Below are 15367 nucleotides of genomic sequence, written 5' to 3'. Positions count from 1 at the left end.
GTATATCAGCTTACTGGAAACGAGGCCAGCTTGCCTTAGCCGCCACAGGACGGGGCTTTCAAGCAAACAGGCTGGCTGTATGAGTCAACAGCCAGCCTGCAGGTTGCTTGGTTAGAGGAAATACTTCAAGCGGATAACTTCTTTCTCGCTCAAAAAGCGCCATTTGCCACGGGGCAGGTCTTTTTTGGTCAGGCCCGCGTACTGTACCCGGTCCAGGGTTACTACCTCGTAGCCCAGGTGCTCAAAGATGCGACGCACAATCCGGTTGCGGCCCAGGTGCAGCTCGATACCCACGAAGTGCGGGTTGCCGGCCACCACGGCTACATCATCTACTTCGGCTTTGCCATCTTCCAGCTCCAGGCCCGCAGCAATCTGCTTGAGATGCTCCTCGGTCAGGGGGTTGTTCAGCTCAACCTGGTAAATCTTCTTGTTCTTGTGCGAGGGGTGCGAAAGTTTCTGCGCCACTTCTCCATCGTTGGTGAAGAGCAGCAGGCCCGTTGTGTTCCGGTCGAGGCGGCCCACCGGGAAGATACGCTCCTTTGATGCCGAAGCCACCAGCTCCATTACCGTACGACGGCCTTCGGGGTCGTCGGTGGTCGTCAGGTAGTCCTTGGGCTTGTTGAGCAACACGTACACGTGCTTCTCGCGCTTCAGGTTGGTCTTGCCATACTGCACTGTGTCGGTGGGCTGTACCTGGTAACCCATTTCGGTCACCACCTCGCCGTTCACCTTGATTTCACCAGCGGCAATCAGCGAATCGGCCTCCCGGCGGGAGCAGATACCGGCGTTGGCAATGTAGCGGTTCAGGCGGGTCGTGTCGGCCTGAGAGTCATCCTCGTCGCGGCGGCGCTTGTTGCCGCGCGTCTTGTCTTCCTCGTAATGACGCAGGTTTTTGTATTCGGGCGCTTCGCCGGCTACCTCTCCCCGCTTGGGCTTGTCCGCGCGGTTCTCGTACGCTGGACGTACCGGCCGCTCGGTGCGCTCCGGACGGTCACCATACGGCCGTGCTTCACGCTTGTCGCCGTATGCCGGCTTGTCGCCAAACGCGCGGGGCTTTTCACCTCGTGTTGCTCCTTTGTCGCCGTAAGGCTTATTGCCAAAGCTGGGCCGCTCGCCAAAGCTGCGGTTGCCGAAACCAGCGTCGCGGCGGTCGGGCGCGCTGCGGCGGTCGTCCCGGTCGCGGCCGAAACCACCTTCCCGACGCTCGGGGCGCTGGCCTTCTTCACGGCGGTCCGTGCGCGGCTTCTCCTCGCGGTTGAAGCCTTCGGGTACCTGACGGAAGTCAAAGGGACGAGCCGGACGAATAGCCCGGTTCGGACCCGTGTCGCCGTCACGCTCCTCATGGCGGAAATCCACCGGCGGCTCGGGCATGCTGGGCTTGGGCTGGGCGAAGGGGTTTACTTTATTGAATTTGCGGTTCCGCTCGCCGCTGCCACCGCGGGGTACAGCGGGTTTACCTTCCTGGCGGTAAGGCTGGCCGGGCCAGTTAGCCTTGGGATTATACGGCTGCACGGGACGCTCATCCCGGCGCTCCTCGTTCCGACCCTCAAAGCGGCGGGGCCCGTTACGGTCATTGTCGCGGCCGAAGGAGCGACGGTCGTCACTGCCCCCTTCGCGGCGCGGACCGCCGAAGCTGCCACGGTTGCCGGCGCCTTCGCCACGACCAAAGCTGCCGGGGCCACTAGCCGAGTTACCGCCAAACCGCTTACCAGTTCCGCCGGAATTGGGGCGGCTGCCGAAACGGTCAGAAGAAGGCCGAGAGGAAAAGTCGCGGCCGCCGGCGTCGTTGCCGGAACGGTTGCCGCCAAACCCACCTTCGCCCGGACGGGAAGTGAATTTGCGCGGGCCACCGCTGTTGCCAAAGTTGCCGGATGGCCGGTCGCCGCTGGGGCGACCCGCCGGGCGGAGTTGTCGTCGTTGTGTTTCTTGCCCATGGTTGCAAGTATAAGTGCCGTATCGCTACGGTACGAGATGAAGATAAATCAGAGGGAAATCGGCGGGCTAACAGAATAGCCCCGAAAACAGTGCCCGGACCAACGGCGCGGATGATGAAGGCCGCCTGCCGCTAGTCCGGGCAATGATAGGGAGGTGTGCAGCGCGACTAGTCGCGACGCGCCATTTTGGCTTCGATGGAGTGCTGGGTGTGAGGAACTGCACGCAGACGCTCTTTGGGAATCAGCTTGCCCGTGCCGATGCACACGCCATAAGTACCATTCTTGATGCGTACCAAGGCGTTTTCGAGCTGCTGAATGAACTTCATCTGGCGCGAGGCCAACTGGTTCATGCTTTCCTTTTCAGCCGTGTCAGCGCCGTCTTCCAGCACTTTGGCCGAAGAAGCGGTGTTGTCGGTGCCCGAGTCGTTTTTGCGGCTCAGGGTTTCTTTAATGAATGCTACTTCCTTGCGGGCTGCCGTGAGTTTATCTTGGATAATTTCCGCAAACTCAGCCAGTTCTTCCCTGGAATAGCGTAGGTTTTCTTCACTCATGGGGTTCAGGGAGAGGTTAATAAATTGAATATTAAGTTTCTACCAAGCAAGGTCTTAGCAAAATCCCGGCATATGTGGCTTTTTAACAGCGAGCTTATTAAATAAGTTGCTGTGAGCAGCCCCATGGAGGTTGGGTTTCCGGTTTTGGCGTATTCCCGCGCTATTTGGCCGCAAAGCTACGCTTTTGTCCGATAATCAGCCAGCTACGATTTTTCTTTGCCTGCCGCTCGGGACCAACTAGGTCCTAGAAGCCCAGCATATGAATAGCGGCAGCGGCTGCTTCTACCCCTTGTTGCCGTGCTTGCCCCGGCCCGGTCCAGGGCCTGCTCCAAGTTGTTGGTAGTCACCAACCCGAAAATAACGGGCTTGTTGAACTTAAGCCCCACATTGGTCAGTCCGTGAGCCACGGCGTGGTTGATGTAGTCGTCGTGCTTGGTGTCGCCCTTGATAACGACTCCTAGGCAAATCACCGCATCGATTTCCTCGTGCTGAGCTAAGAACTGCGCGCCAAGCGTCAGTTCGAAGCTGCCGGGTACGCTGTTACGGTAGATGTTCTCCTCTTTGGCGCCGTGCTTAATTAGGGTATCAAAAGCACCTTGCGCCAGTACGTCGGTGATTTCGCGGTTCCATTCGGCTACCACTAGGCCAAAGCGCTTGTCGGAAATGTCGACGAAGCTGTTGGCAGTGTAGTCACTCAGGTTTTTCAGGGAAGTAGCCATAGCCGTCTTCGGTTCAGTGGTCGGTTTACTTATAAAACAAAGCTGCGCCTCCCTTGCGGAAAAGCGCAGCTTATATTCTTGATTATTCGAAATTCCTACTTGCCAGCCAGGCCTTCGAGGCGAGCCTTGAACTGTCTGGCTTCGCCTGCTTCCTGGGCATTCTGGTAATCGGTCAGGATTTTGTCGTACGCCTTGATAGCGCCTTCGTAGTCCTTAGCCAATTCCCGGGCCGTGGCTTCCTTCATCAGGTAGCCGGGCGAGAAGTACTCGTTGGCGTTATAGTTGGCAGCCTTGTTGTACAGGTCGGCAGCTTCCTTGTACTTGTTGAGTTCCAAGTTAGCATCGCCGAGCAGCGCATAAGCCCGGGCCTGTACCAATAGGTCGTCGGAGCTGAAGTCCTCTAGGTAGTCAATAGCAGCTTGGAACTTGCCTTGCTTCAGGGCAGCAGCGCCAGCATAGAAGTTGGCTAGGTTACCAGCCTTGGTGCCGCTGTACTCCGAGGCTATGGCTTCCAGACCATCGTACTGACCGTCGCCCTTCATGGCCTTGTTCAGTGAGTCGGCCTCCCAATAGTTCACCGCCTGGAACATAGCTGCCTGAGCCTTGGTGTCCTGCGATGAGCGCCACATGTAATAGCCAAAACCGCCTGCCACAGCCAGTATCACTACGGCCAGCAGACCCAGCAGCACGTTCTTGTTGCGACGCAGAAAGTCCTCCGAGTTAGCCAGCCGCTCAGCCAAAGCGTCCGGGTCTTCGAGCAGGGGATGCTCGGGTACCAAATCACCTTCGATAGGCTGATTGGGGTCCGCCGGGACCTGAGTCTGCTGCGGACGGTTCTGCGGGCTATTGCGCGTGTAGGGAATCTTAGACATTACTAGGCTTTCAAAAAGGGCGGCCGGGCAGCCGGGTAAAACTCCGCAGAGAAGTTAGTCGCGGATGTAAGGATAATCCTGCTGCACGTAGACGTCTTTGTACAGCTCGTCGGCAGTAGGGAAAGGCGAGTTCTCAGCAAACTCCACCGACTCCTGCACCTGGGCTTTGATCTTCTCGTCGATGGCCGTCAGCTGCTCTTCCGTGGCCATGTTATTGGTCAGGATGGTGTGGCGTACCGACTCAATAGCATCACGCGAACGGTAGTCTTCTAGTTCCTCCTTGGTCCGGTATTTTGCCGGGTCGCTCATCGAGTGACCTTTGTAGCGGTAGGTTTTGAACTCCAGGAACGTGGGGCCTTCACCGGCGCGGGCGCGCTCAGCAGCACGGGCCACAGCCTCGTGAATGTCTTCCACGTTCATGCCGTTCACGGGCTCGGAGGGCATGTCGTAGCCGCGGCCAATGTGGTAGAGCTCGGTCACGTTCGAGGTACGCTGCACGGAGGTACCCATGGCGTAGCCGTTGTTCTCTACAACGAAGATGACGGGCAGCTTCCACAACATAGCCATGTTGAAGGCTTCGTGCAAGGCACCTTGGCGCACAGCGCCGTCACCCATGTAGCAGATGCAGAGCTTACCAGTCTTGTTGTATTTCTCAGCGAAGGCCAGGCCGGCACCCATTGGTACCTGACCACCCACGATGCCGTGGCCGCCAACGAAGTTGACTTCTTTGTCGAACATGTGCATCGAGCCGCCTTTGCCTTTCGAGCAGCCGGTAGCCTTAGCATACAGTTCGGCCATGATGGCGTTAGGCGAGGTGCCCAGGGCCAAGGGTGAGCATGGTCGCGGTAAGCGGTAATCCACTTGTCGCCTTTTTCCAGGGCCGACACGGCACCCGCTACACAAGCTTCCTGCCCGATATAGAGGTGGCAGAAACCCTTAATCTTCTGTTGACCGTAGAGCTGACCAGCCTTCTCCTCAAACTTGCGCATGAGCTGCATCTGCTCATACCAGGTGAGGTAAGTCTCCTTAGAGAATTGGGGCTCGGCCGGCGACGTAGCACGAGGAGCATTTTCCTCTGGCTGCTGGTCGTGGGTTGGGGGCAATACCGGATCAGGTTGCTTCACCGTTTCGGTGGCACCGTCCGCTTTAGGGGTAGCCTTCTTGTTCGACGATTTTTTCGCCGAATTGGAAGCGCTTGGGGTAGCCTTTACTTTCGTCTCCGCCATCGTACTCTCGGTTGTTCGCGTTTGGGATGCGAAAGTACGTAAAAGGATTGCAATTCCGAACCTGAATGATTCTTGAAACTCTACATCTGCTGTTCTTCAAAAACTACGATGAGGCGACGCTTCAGCTCTCGCCCCATATCAACTGTTTTATAGGAGATAACGGCAGTGGGAAGACCAATCTGCTCGATGCCATCCATTACCTGGCCTTGACCAAAAGTGCTTTTACCAGCTCCGATGCCCAGAGCATAAAACAGGGCGAGGAATTCTTCGTGGTAAAAGGCCGGTTCTGCACTCCGCCCGACGACGTGCGAGAAACCATTCAGTGCAGCCTCAGGGCCGGGCAGAAGAAAGCGGTGACCCACAACAAGCAAGCCTACGACCGTATCTCCGATCATATCGGGCGCTTCCCGGTGGTGCTTATTTCACCCTACGATACCGACCTGATCCGGCAGGGTAGCGAGGAGCGCCGCCGTTATTTCGACAGCCTGATTTCTCAGCTCAACCACGAGTATCTTGAACTACTCATCCAATATAACCACATCCTGCGCCAGCGCAATGCCTTACTCAAGCAAGCCGCCGACCGCCAGGGTTACGACCGCGACTACCTTCTGGTCATAGATGAGCAGCTAGCTCCGGTGGGCACTCAGCTGGTAGAGTTACGCCAGCAGTTCCTGGCCGACTTCACGCCTATCTTCCAGCGGCACTACCAGCAGCTTGCCGACAGCCGGGAGGAAGTTACCCTAGACTATAAGAGTCAGCTGCCCGATGCTGACTTTCTGCACTTGCTACGCACCTTCGAGCGCAAAGACTTGGCCCTGCAGCGCACTACCGTGGGCCCGCATAAAGACGACTTCGTATTCCTGATGGATGGTGTCTCCGTGAAAAACTATGGCTCCCAGGGTCAGCAGAAGTCTTATGCCATTGCGCTGAAGTTGGCCCAGTTCGAAATAGCGGCTACCCGCAAGCAGCATAAGCCCATCCTGCTTCTCGACGACATTTTCGACCGGTTAGATGAGAAGCGCATCACCCGCCTGCTTCAGCTTGTGGCAGATCAAACCTTTGGGCAGGTCTTTCTAACCGATACCCACCTGGAGCGCACCGACCGGGCCCTGGCTAACCTGTCAGAACAGATCAGTCGGTTCCGAGTAGAAAGTGGCCACGTCACGGCCCTTTAGTTTAGCTTCTACTCTATCTTTGCACTTCCCAAAATGGCTGCTCTTGCTCTTTGCAGCTCATCAGTTCGCGCGTATTATATATAGTGGTTTTGAAAAAGTATAACTCGCCCGAAAATTCCCGCAAAGCCGATGTACTTACTCTAAAGGAGGGTATCACTGCTTTGCTTAAGGCCTATCGTATCCAAGGCAAGCTCAATGAAACGGTAGTGGTTTCTAGCTGGGAGCGAATCATGGGCAAGGCTGTGGCCCTCAAAACGCAGGAGGTATACATCAGCCAAGGAAAGCTTTTCGTCCGCCTCAGCTCTGCTCCTTTAAAGCATGAGTTGGTGATGGCCAAAACCCGGGTTCTCGACCTGATCAATGCTGAGGTTGGGGAGCAGGTTATTAAAGAGGTTGTTTTCTTATAAGTCTTCGTTCGGCAGGCCCACTTTAACTGCTTTAGTACACTATAGCCACTCAATCGTTTTCCCTTTTCTAATAAAAGCTCCACAAGATATTGTGGAGCTTTTATTTTGTCCATAGCTAGGTGAGCTAGCTTTTCAACTCGCGGCACTACTCGTTGCCCTTTAACTTCACTTCTTCTCTTCCCCTCCCCTACTTATGCTAAATACGCACTTGCCTGAGTTTCGCCCAGTCTCCTACTCGCGCGTCACCCTCACCGAATTAATGATTCCTTCTTATGCCAATTTCGGGGGCAAAATTCACGGTGGCATCCTACTCTCGCTAATGGATAAAGTAGCATATGCCGCGGCCTCCAAACATGCCGGCAACTACTGCGTCACCGTCAGTGTCGACGGAGTTAATTTTCTGCAGCCGGTTGAGGTTGGCGAGCTGGTATCACTGCTGGCCTCGGTTAACTACGTCGGTCGGACCTCCCTGTTGGTTGGCATCAAGGTCATTGCTGAGGACGTCCGCAGTGGGTCCGTCAAGCATACCAACACCTCCTATTTCACGATGGTCGCCAAGGATGATTCGGGACGCCCTACTGCGGTTCCTGGACTTACCCTTGAAACACCAGAAGACAGTCGGCGCTTTTTGGAGGCCATCAAAAGGCGCGAGTTCCGGGAGCGTAATAAGGCTGAGTTTGACAACGCCTTGTCGGCACTGGCCGTGCACCAGGAGATGTATCTGCTCCAGCAGGAGCGCTGTCAAATTGTGTATTAAGCAGAGCCAAAGCTCAAGCCCTTTGCTGTATCTCGCTGTCCTAAGTTCAGCTCGCTATAAAGAAGATGCCCTACAGTTGGAGTGACAAAAATGTTTCACGTGGAACATTTTTGTCATTTAGGGCCGTACACCTTCATAAGCAACTCATTATAGGCTTCTAGGAGCGCTATATACTTAGTTTGTAACGCCATAAGCTGCTTTACAGGATCGGAATCAGGAGTTTGTAACACATTTGAACGGGGTGTTACAGAAACAGGCGAAGACTGTGTTACAGATGTAGCAGTAAACGGTAATACAGTTTGTTGTAAAGCAGTAAAATCGTCCGAAAAATCATGTCCGATGATTTCCCCAACTCGCTTTACAAATGCGTAATCCAAACTATCCTCTTTGAATTTACGATAGATAGTAGGACGGGTGATGCCAAGCTCCTCCACGATGCGAGTGATGGAAATACCACTGTTTTTAATAGCTTCCTGAAGGATTTCGCCTTGATGCGGCATAGATGGCGGGTTGTAATGAGGGCAGAGTGTAAAGATGTCAAAAGTGTTTCAATGAAACAAAAAGTGTCTGTAATAACATACAGACGCAAACAATGTAATACTGTTACAAAACAAGAACTGTAACATGAACCTATTTACACTTTACAAGCAAACATTACACAGCGACGCTTTACAATCGTATGCAACTTGTAATTAGTATCGTGTAACATGATGCGAACAATAGCTCAAATCGATTCAGAGAAGCTTTTGGACACGTACTTTCCTGTCAAGCACGTTCAGGCTTACAGCGCAGTGTTTCAAGGGCAGTAAGGATGTTCTGGACAGTGTGCAGCATTTCTAGTCAGTGTACTCTTCCCGAAACACCCTAAGAAGCCGGTCAGGATAATCTGTGGTGATGCCATGAACGCCGAGCTTGACCAGCTGCCGCATGGCTGATTCATCGTTCACTGTCCAGGGCACGAGGCGCATTCTATGAGACTGTACTTCGCGCAGCAGGCCGGGAGTAAGCAGGGAATAATTAGGGCCGAAGACCGATGGCACAAACCCTAATTCGGTGAGGTGCTCAGCCAAAGGTTGTTCGTCTTCGACCAGTAAGCACAAGGAAAGGGCGGGTACAAGCTGGCGGGCCCATTGCAGAATTCGCTTGTCAAACGAGAGTAGCGTGACACGCTCCAGCACCCGCTCCTCTCCTAGCACGGCAAGGACCAACGCCACAAATTCATCGGGTTGCGGATGGAATATATCGTCGCCGGCTGGCTCTGCTTTTAGCTCAATGCTATACCGCATAGGCTGCCTAGGAAGAGCGGAAACCTGAGCTTCTGTCTGCTGAATCACCTCCCGCAGAAGAGGCTTATATGCTGGCACAGACTGTTGCTCCAGAAAGCTAGGATGCCGAATCAGGCCACAGTCGTACTGCCGGATTTGAGAGTAGGTAAGTTGGTAAAGGTTGTGCTGTAGCTCCTGGGCAGGATCAATTGGCTCCCCGGAGGGTAGGCGGCAGATGGCTGCCGAAAACCAGGGCTCATGCGAAACAACCACTTGCTTGTCGGCAGAAATAACCACATCCAGTTCCAACACATCCACACCCAAAGCGGTGGCGTAGGCAAAAGCAGGCAGCGTATTCTCGGGCAACAAACCCCGGCAACCCCGATGCCCGTGAACTTCAGGGAGAGACCGACCGGTAAAGAGAGCAGAACCATTCATAGCCTATCTTACGCGGCCTTGGGTCTCAATGACCAACCCAAGTGCTGGTACACCAGGCAAAGCGCCCCACAGCGGTCTAATTAAGCCACAACCAATGCCAACGGCTGCTGATGCAAAGCATTTGCGAGGTAGAATTTCAGGAACACTTGATTAGGTAGCAAAAGCAATATTTTTGCGCCTCTAACCTCGTAATCTCTTCTTTTGCACTTTATGAAAAAGATCGTTCTGTTGCTGTTCCTCGCAGTGTTGGGTGTGGGTGGTTATCTGTATTACCGCAGCCTGACCACGGGGCCCGAGTACTCGTTGATGCAGGCCGCCAAAGCCACCCAGAACCATGATATGGCTGCTTTTGAGCGCTACGTGGACGTGAGTAGTGTGACGGGCAGTCTAGTGGACCAAGTAACAAGCCAGAGCTCGGCACTGGGCCTGCTGAACCCAGGCTCCTTCGCTTTCAAAGGAGCTCTGCGGCTGCTGAAGCCCCAGCTATCGAAAGCCGCGCATAAGGAGATAGAGAACTACGTGCAATCGGGCTCGCTGGAAGCGGCCGCCGCGGCTCAGCCCGACCGCCTGGTAAAGGTTTCGCTGGCGGGATTGGCAAGCAAAGTAGTGAGCACCGATAGCCAGTTTAAGGACATCAAGTACGTGAACGAGCAGGGTGAAAATGCGCTGGTAGGCATCGAGATTACTCAGCCCAAGTACGACACCACGATGGTCATTGAGGTGAAGATGCAGGACAAGGGCGACTACTGGCAAGTGAAGGAAATCACCAATACCGGCGAGCTTCTGAAGCACGTAGCCCGACTGGAGAAAGACCGACTGCTGAAGCGGTAATAAATCGGCTCAGTAATAAAACAGAAAGCCCCGCCACAATCATGTGGCGGGGCTTTCTGTTTGTATTGCCAAAGGCTGCTACTTGCGCCCCGAGAAGAGGAAGTAGATGATAGAGCCACCGAAGGGGAAGAACCAAATGATGAGGCCCCAAACAATCTTCTTACCGATGGACCAGTCTTGCTTAATCAAGCTTACTACAGCCAACACGGCGAGGATGAGGTAAGCAACCCCGAAGATGGTTAGCGAACCGTCGGATCTTCTTCCGGAACAGGCCGTCATCAGCGAAGTGGAGAGGGCAAGCAGAAAGGCAGTAACCGGCAAACGGTTGGCGAGAGCAGCAATCTTATTCATGAGGAGTCAGGTGTTGGTAGAGAGAAGGACGAGAATATGCCGCTCTTTACGCATGACTTCGCGAATAGATATAATCGGCTCAGTTCTATATACACAAATTACTGATAATCAATAAGTTAAAATACAAACCGTTGGATTTCACTCCAAAAGTGCGGCCCTACCTCAGGAACAAAGACGAGGGTGAGGATAATACCGTAGAGCGCACCGTAGAAGTGCGCGTCGTGGTTGATGTTGTCGCCTCGGCGCCGGCCCATGTAGTAGGAATAGCCTAGGTAGAGAAAACCGAAGATGAAGGGCTTGATGGGAATAGGGATGGGAAAGATGCGTATGCCCTCGCCTTCCGCGCCCACGGGATTGAAGAGGATGCTGGCGAAAATGACGGCCGCTACCCCGCCCGAGGCGCCGAGGCTGCGGTAAGAAGGATCGGTGCTATGGCGAAAATAGGTGGGCAAATCAGAGATGATAATGCCGCCGAGATAGAGCCCCAGAAACTGCAGCAGGCCCACGCTGGTGCCGCTGTTGGCAACCAGAATGTTCTGCACCATCTGCCCAAACGAGTAGAAGGCAATCATGTTGAAGATAAGGTGCATCCAGTCGGCGTGCAGAAAGCCGGACGTAAGCAGGCGGTACCACTCGCCGTGCTGGCGCATACGCAGCGGATTCAGAATCCAGCTTTCCATAAAATCCTGATTGGACCAGGCGTAGATGGAGATGCCAGCCGTGAGTACAAGCAGCACGATGGGAGCATCGAGAGTAAGCATGAGTAGTTGGGGTCGGAGGTGAAGAGAAGAAAAAATGATTTTAAGGCCGTCTAAGCGTCTGCTAAGCCTTAGAACGAATGAAGACTCGGCTTATCGAGCCAAGTCTTCGTGAAGGGCTTAAAAAGGCACGGTTTGACCAGGCTTAGCTTTCCCGTTCCAGCAGCTGCAGCGCTACACCACGCAGGGGCTCTTTGCGCTCGGCTGGCACGTTTACCCGGTCGAGGTGCTGGAGAGCATCCTGGAAGTACTGATTAATCAGGGTTTCGGTTTGGGTCCGGACGTTGAGTTCATCGTACACGGCCCGCACGGCCCGCACTTTGGCTTCTGCATCGGTCACAGGTTGCCCAATGTGCTGGGCCAGCAGGGCACTCTGCTGAGCATTGGCCTGGGCCTGGGCCGTGAGCAGCAGGAAGGTTTTCTTGTCCGAAACGATGTCGCCACCGACGCGCTTGCCAAAGGTTGCCGCGTCGCCGTACACGTCGAGCAGGTCGTCGCGCAGTTGAAAGGCCAGACCGATGTCGGTGCCAAACTGCCGCAGGTGGTCGGCAGCCTCGGTGGAAGCACCAGCCAGCAGGGCGCCCAGCTCCAGGCAGAAGCCCAGCAGCACGGCTGTCTTAAGGCGGATCATATCCAGGTACTGCTCAATAGTGACCTGCCCTTCCGTCTCGAAGTTCATGTCCCATTGCTGGCCTTCGCAGACCTCGGCAGCCGTCTGGCTAAAGCGGCGCAGCACGGGCGCCAGCAGTTCGGGCTGCACGTCCAGGAACAGCTCGTAGGCCCGTACCAGCATCACGTCGCCGCTAAGAATGGCCACCGTTGAATTCCACTTCTCGTGCACCGTGGGCTGGCCGCGGCGCAGCGGGGCTTGGTCCATGATGTCGTCGTGGAGCAGGGTAAAGTTGTGAAAGACCTCGGTGCCCAGGGCCGGCTTGATAATGGGGTCTAGGTCGTCGGTGAAGAGGTGGGCCCCCAGCAAAGTGAGCAGGGGCCGGATACGTTTTCCACCCAAAGCCATGATGTAGCGGATGGGCTCGTAAAGGGTTTCGGGGGCTTCGCCGTAGCGCTGCTGCGCCAGGGCGGCGGTGATTTTATTAGAGAAATACGAAAGGTCCACAGGTAATCAAAAGGGTGCGCCGGAAAGGTACGGGGAACAGATGAGTTGGGGAAGCACTGAGCCGGTTACGGGGCCCAGGTCAAGACCAACGCGGCGTTGGCAGGGACGAAGCCATAGCCTCTTGAAACGAAAAGCCCTTTCCCGTCACGACGAGAAAGGGCTTTGTAAGTAAAGGGCATGACTACCTTCGCAGAGGACGGATTGCTTCACGTTGCTCGCAATGACACGCCTTCTGCCTAAAGCAGGTTAACGTCGGCGCTTGTCGCCACCGCCGCTGCGGCCTCCGCCACCGGGACGGCCACCACCTTTGCCACCGCGGCCACCGCTGGGCTTCTCGCCCCGCGGGCCCCGGTCGGAACGGTCACCACCGCGGCCTCCACGGCTGCCACGTTCTTCCTTCTCGCGGTCTTTCACGTAGTCGGGACGGTTGTCAACGACCTCGAAGTCGATGGTGCGGTCGAGCAGGTTGGCGGCTTTCACCACTACCTGAATCTCGTCGCCGAACTGAATGATCTTCTTGTTGCGCTGCCCGATGAGGCGATAGTTGTCCTTGTCGAGCTCGTAGAAGTCGCCGGGCAGGTCGCTCAGGCGGATCATGCCTTCGCACTTGTTCTCCTCGATTTCGACGTAGAGTCCCCACTCGGTCAGGCCCGACACAACACCCTTGAACTGCTCGCCGATGACGTCGGCCATGAACTCGACCTGCTTGTACTTGATGCTGGCGCGCTCGGCATTGGCGGCCAGTTTCTCGCGCTCGGAGGAGTGCTTGCACTCTTCTTCCACGGGCTCCACCTTCACGTTCTTGCCGCCCTGCAGGTAGTGCTCCAGCAGGCGGTGGGCCATCATGTCGGGGTAGCGACGGATGGGTGAGGTGAAGTGCGAATAGTGCTCGAAGGCCAGACCAAAGTGCCCCATGGGCTCGGTGGTATACTTGGCCTTGGACATGGTGCGCACGGCCAGGGTCTGGATGACGTTCTGCTCGGGGCGGCCAATGACTTCGGTCGACAAATCGTTGAGCTCGGTGCTGAGCTTTTTCGGATTGGTCAGGTCCAGGGTGTGGCCAAACTTCTGGGCGAAGAGGGCGAAGTTCTGGAGCCGGTCGGCGTCGGGAGCGTCATGCACGCGGTACACCATCGTGAAGCGCGGCTTGGTTTTCTTGAGCTTGTAGACGAACTCGGCCACCTTGCGGTTGGCCATGAGCATGAACTCCTCAATCATCTTGTGGGCGTCCTTGCGCTCCTTCACATACACGCCCAGGGGCTTGCCGTTCTCGTCGAGGCGGAACTTCACTTCCTGGGTTTCGAAGCTGATGGCGCCCTTGCGGAACCGCTCGGCGCAGATCTTCTTGGCCATGTCGTTGAGCAGATTTATCTCCTCAGCATAGTCGCCTTCCTTGCTCTCGATTCGCTCCTGAGCCTCTTCGTAGGAGAAGCGGCGGTCGGAGTGAATGATGGTTTTGCCAAACCACGAGTCGTAAAGCTTGCCCTTCTCATCGAGCTCAAACACGGCCGAGAAGGTAAGCTTGTCTTCGTGGGGCCGCAGGGAGCAGACGCCGTTGGAGAGGCGCTCGGGCAACATCGGAATCACCCGGTCGACGAGGTAGACGGAGGTGGCGCGATGCTTGGCTTCCTTCTCCAGCATGGTGCCAGGCGTCACGTAGTGGGTCACGTCGGCAATGTGGACGCCGACTTCCCAGTGCCCGTTCTCCAGCTTCTGCACGCTCAGCGCGTCGTCAAAGTCCTTGGCGTCGGCGGGGTCGATGGTGAAGGTGGTGATGGGGCGGAAGTCGCGGCGCTTGGCAATTTCCTCTGCGGGAATCTGGTCGGGAATGGCTTCGGACTCTTCCTCCACGTCGGCGGGGAATTCGAAGGGCAAACCGAACTCGGCCATGATGGCGTTTATCTCGGCCTCGTTCTGGCCGGCCGGACCGAAGCTGCGCACGATTTCGCCCACGGGGTGACGGGTGCTATCCTCGGGCCACTCGGTGATGTTGACCAAGACCTTCTCGCCATCATTGGCACCATGCAGAGCCTCGAAGGGCACGAACACGTCGAAGTAGAGTTTGCGGTGGTCAGGGGACACGAAGCCGAAGCCGCCCTGCAGTTTGAGCTGACCCACGATTTCGGTTTTCACCCGGTTCACTACTTCCACCACGTCGCCCACGGGGCGGCCGTCGCGCTGCCCGCGCAGGCGGATGCGGACCGTGTCGCCTTGCATGGCAAACTTGAGGCGGTCGGTGAAGACGCGCACGTCGGTTTCACTTTCCTCCGAGATGACGAAGGCGTACTGACTCGTAGCCAACGCCACGGTACCGGTGATGGTGTCGGGACCTTCCTGGCCCCGCTCCCGGTACTGTGGTTTAGCCGTCGGCTGCCCGTCGCCGGGCTCGTCGAAGCCCTGGGTGCGGCGGCGGCGCACGATGGGGTCGTTGCCGAACTCAGCCTCCACAGGGCGGCCACCTTTCACGGCGTTCTTGCCGTGGTCCGGACGCTCGGCAGCCAGGGGTTGTACCTTCTGGGCTTCGGGGTCGGAGAGGCGGTAGTCGTCGTTTTGGAGGTGGGTCAGCTGGCCGGAGTTGCGCAGGGTTTTAAGGTGAATGAACACGTCTTCGCGCTGCTCCTTGGTGGTCACGCCGAGGCGGCGGGAGAGCTGGCGGTAGGAAAATACTTTGCCGGGGTTGTCGGCAAAAATGCGGTACACCAGACTTTTCGTTACTGGGGCAGGCGCGGCTTTAGGCGCGCGGGAGGCTTTCGCGGAAGCGCGGGGAGCCTCGGATTCTTCTTTTTTCTTCATTAGAAAATAAGGGTGCCGCCAGTTGTTTTCGGTTTCGCAGGCGGCGCAGGTAAGTGGAAATTACGGCTGACGCGGTTGGTCAGGCGCGGGGGTTGAATGTTGATTTGAACGCGGCCCAAGCGGCCGGGTTTTGGCCGCGGCCAAAAAGCTGTGGCGCGGCAGACAAAGGATAC

The 15367-nt window shown here is 56.1% G+C and carries 13 protein-coding genes and 2 pseudogenes; 4 read left to right on the top strand and 11 right to left on the bottom strand.

Annotated elements, in window-relative coordinates; genetic code table 11:
- Positions 1 to 111: 111 nt before the first annotated feature.
- The 5 genes and pseudogenes from MUN79_RS05375 to pdhA form a co-directional block, all read right to left on the bottom strand.
- Positions 112 to 1512 carry a pseudouridine synthase gene (locus tag MUN79_RS05375; protein WP_244676739.1) on the bottom strand — a complete coding sequence of 467 codons (1401 nt, stop codon included), beginning with the start codon at positions 1510 to 1512 and terminating at the stop codon, positions 112 to 114.
- Positions 1513 to 2101: 589 nt separating this feature from the next.
- On the bottom strand, positions 2102 to 2485 hold the full coding sequence (locus tag MUN79_RS05370; RefSeq protein WP_244676738.1) for a TraR/DksA family transcriptional regulator: 384 nt from the start codon (positions 2483 to 2485) through the stop codon (positions 2102 to 2104).
- A 244-nt stretch (positions 2486 to 2729) separates the two neighbouring features.
- Positions 2730 to 3204: pseudogene (ribH, locus tag MUN79_RS05365) on the bottom strand (6,7-dimethyl-8-ribityllumazine synthase).
- Positions 3205 to 3299: 95 nt separating this feature from the next.
- A complete protein-coding gene (locus tag MUN79_RS05360) occupies positions 3300 to 4076 on the bottom strand; it encodes a tetratricopeptide repeat protein (RefSeq protein WP_244676737.1) in 777 nt (258 codons plus the stop codon).
- Between the two features lie 54 nt (positions 4077 to 4130).
- Positions 4131 to 5302 (bottom strand): annotated as a pseudogene (gene pdhA / locus MUN79_RS05355) (pyruvate dehydrogenase (acetyl-transferring) E1 component subunit alpha).
- A gap of 65 nt (positions 5303 to 5367) precedes the next feature.
- Between pdhA and recF the strand changes: the two are divergent.
- From recF to MUN79_RS05340, 3 genes are all read left to right on the top strand, one after another.
- Positions 5368 to 6477 (top strand): DNA replication/repair protein RecF, encoded by a 1110-nt coding sequence (gene recF, locus MUN79_RS05350; protein WP_244676736.1) that lies wholly within the window; start codon positions 5368 to 5370, stop codon positions 6475 to 6477.
- 89 nt (positions 6478 to 6566) lie between these two features.
- On the top strand, positions 6567 to 6884 hold the full coding sequence (locus MUN79_RS05345; protein WP_244676735.1) for a DciA family protein: 318 nt from the start codon (positions 6567 to 6569) through the stop codon (positions 6882 to 6884).
- A 193-nt stretch (positions 6885 to 7077) separates the two neighbouring features.
- Complete coding sequence (locus MUN79_RS05340; protein ID WP_244676734.1) at positions 7078 to 7641, top strand: acyl-CoA thioesterase; 564 nt, start codon at positions 7078 to 7080, stop codon at positions 7639 to 7641.
- Positions 7642 to 7754: 113 nt separating this feature from the next.
- On the opposite strand, the gene MUN79_RS05335 is transcribed toward MUN79_RS05340, so the two are convergent.
- Positions 7755 to 8141 carry a helix-turn-helix domain-containing protein gene (locus tag MUN79_RS05335; protein WP_244676733.1) on the bottom strand — a complete coding sequence of 129 codons (387 nt, stop codon included), beginning with the start codon at positions 8139 to 8141 and terminating at the stop codon, positions 7755 to 7757.
- A 336-nt stretch (positions 8142 to 8477) separates the two neighbouring features.
- The gene (locus MUN79_RS05330; RefSeq protein ID WP_262922989.1) at positions 8478 to 9344 is read right to left on the bottom strand and encodes a glycerophosphodiester phosphodiesterase family protein; all 867 of its coding nucleotides are present in this window, start codon (positions 9342 to 9344) and stop codon (positions 8478 to 8480) included.
- Between the two features lie 210 nt (positions 9345 to 9554).
- On the opposite strand from MUN79_RS05330, the gene MUN79_RS05325 reads away from it, so the two are divergent.
- Positions 9555 to 10175: a DUF2939 domain-containing protein gene (locus MUN79_RS05325; protein ID WP_244676731.1), complete on the top strand. Its 621-nt coding sequence runs from the start codon at positions 9555 to 9557 to the stop codon at positions 10173 to 10175.
- A 78-nt stretch (positions 10176 to 10253) separates the two neighbouring features.
- Here the strand turns inward: MUN79_RS05325 and MUN79_RS05320 are convergent, their stop codons facing one another.
- The 4 genes from MUN79_RS05320 to rnr all read right to left on the bottom strand — a co-directional run bounded on the left by MUN79_RS05320 (position 10254) and on the right by rnr (position 15194).
- Complete coding sequence (locus MUN79_RS05320) at positions 10254 to 10526, bottom strand: PLD nuclease N-terminal domain-containing protein (RefSeq protein WP_244676730.1); 273 nt, start codon at positions 10524 to 10526, stop codon at positions 10254 to 10256.
- 116 nt (positions 10527 to 10642) lie between these two features.
- Positions 10643 to 11287, bottom strand: coding sequence for a rhomboid family intramembrane serine protease (locus MUN79_RS05315; protein ID WP_244676729.1), 645 nt, complete (start codon positions 11285 to 11287; stop codon positions 10643 to 10645).
- Between the two features lie 142 nt (positions 11288 to 11429).
- Complete coding sequence (locus tag MUN79_RS05310) at positions 11430 to 12401, bottom strand: polyprenyl synthetase family protein (RefSeq protein ID WP_244676728.1); 972 nt, start codon at positions 12399 to 12401, stop codon at positions 11430 to 11432.
- A gap of 246 nt (positions 12402 to 12647) precedes the next feature.
- Positions 12648 to 15194: a ribonuclease R gene (gene rnr / locus MUN79_RS05305; RefSeq protein WP_244676727.1), complete on the bottom strand. Its 2547-nt coding sequence runs from the start codon at positions 15192 to 15194 to the stop codon at positions 12648 to 12650.
- Positions 15195 to 15367: the final 173 nt, after the last annotated feature.

It is taken from the genome of Hymenobacter cellulosilyticus, assembly GCF_022919215.1.
Classification (GTDB): Bacteria; Bacteroidota; Bacteroidia; order Cytophagales; family Hymenobacteraceae; genus Hymenobacter; species Hymenobacter cellulosilyticus.
The sequence above is the reverse complement of the archived record's forward strand: the minus strand, read 5'-3'. Positions and strand labels throughout refer to the sequence as shown.

Bases quoted from the DNA above. Each gene is read 5' to 3' on its own strand.
- MUN79_RS05370 (WP_244676738.1), bottom strand. From the start codon at position 2,485: ATGAGTGAAGAAAACCTACGCTATTCCAGGGAAGAACTGGCTGAGTTT.
- MUN79_RS05360 (WP_244676737.1), bottom strand. From the start codon at position 4,076: ATGTCTAAGATTCCCTACACGCGCAATAGCCCGCAGAACCGTCCGCAG.
- recF (WP_244676736.1), top strand. From the start codon at position 5,368: ATGATTCTTGAAACTCTACATCTGCTGTTCTTCAAAAACTACGATGAG.
- MUN79_RS05340 (WP_244676734.1), top strand. From the start codon at position 7,078: ATGCTAAATACGCACTTGCCTGAGTTTCGCCCAGTCTCCTACTCGCGC.
- MUN79_RS05335 (WP_244676733.1), bottom strand. From the start codon at position 8,141: ATGCCGCATCAAGGCGAAATCCTTCAGGAAGCTATTAAAAACAGTGGT.
- MUN79_RS05330 (WP_262922989.1), bottom strand. From the start codon at position 9,344: ATGAATGGTTCTGCTCTCTTTACCGGTCGGTCTCTCCCTGAAGTTCAC.
- MUN79_RS05325 (WP_244676731.1), top strand. From the start codon at position 9,555: ATGAAAAAGATCGTTCTGTTGCTGTTCCTCGCAGTGTTGGGTGTGGGT.
- MUN79_RS05320 (WP_244676730.1), bottom strand. From the start codon at position 10,526: ATGAATAAGATTGCTGCTCTCGCCAACCGTTTGCCGGTTACTGCCTTT.
- MUN79_RS05315 (WP_244676729.1), bottom strand. From the start codon at position 11,287: ATGCTTACTCTCGATGCTCCCATCGTGCTGCTTGTACTCACGGCTGGC.
- rnr (WP_244676727.1), bottom strand. From the start codon at position 15,194: ATGAAGAAAAAAGAAGAATCCGAGGCTCCCCGCGCTTCCGCGAAAGCC.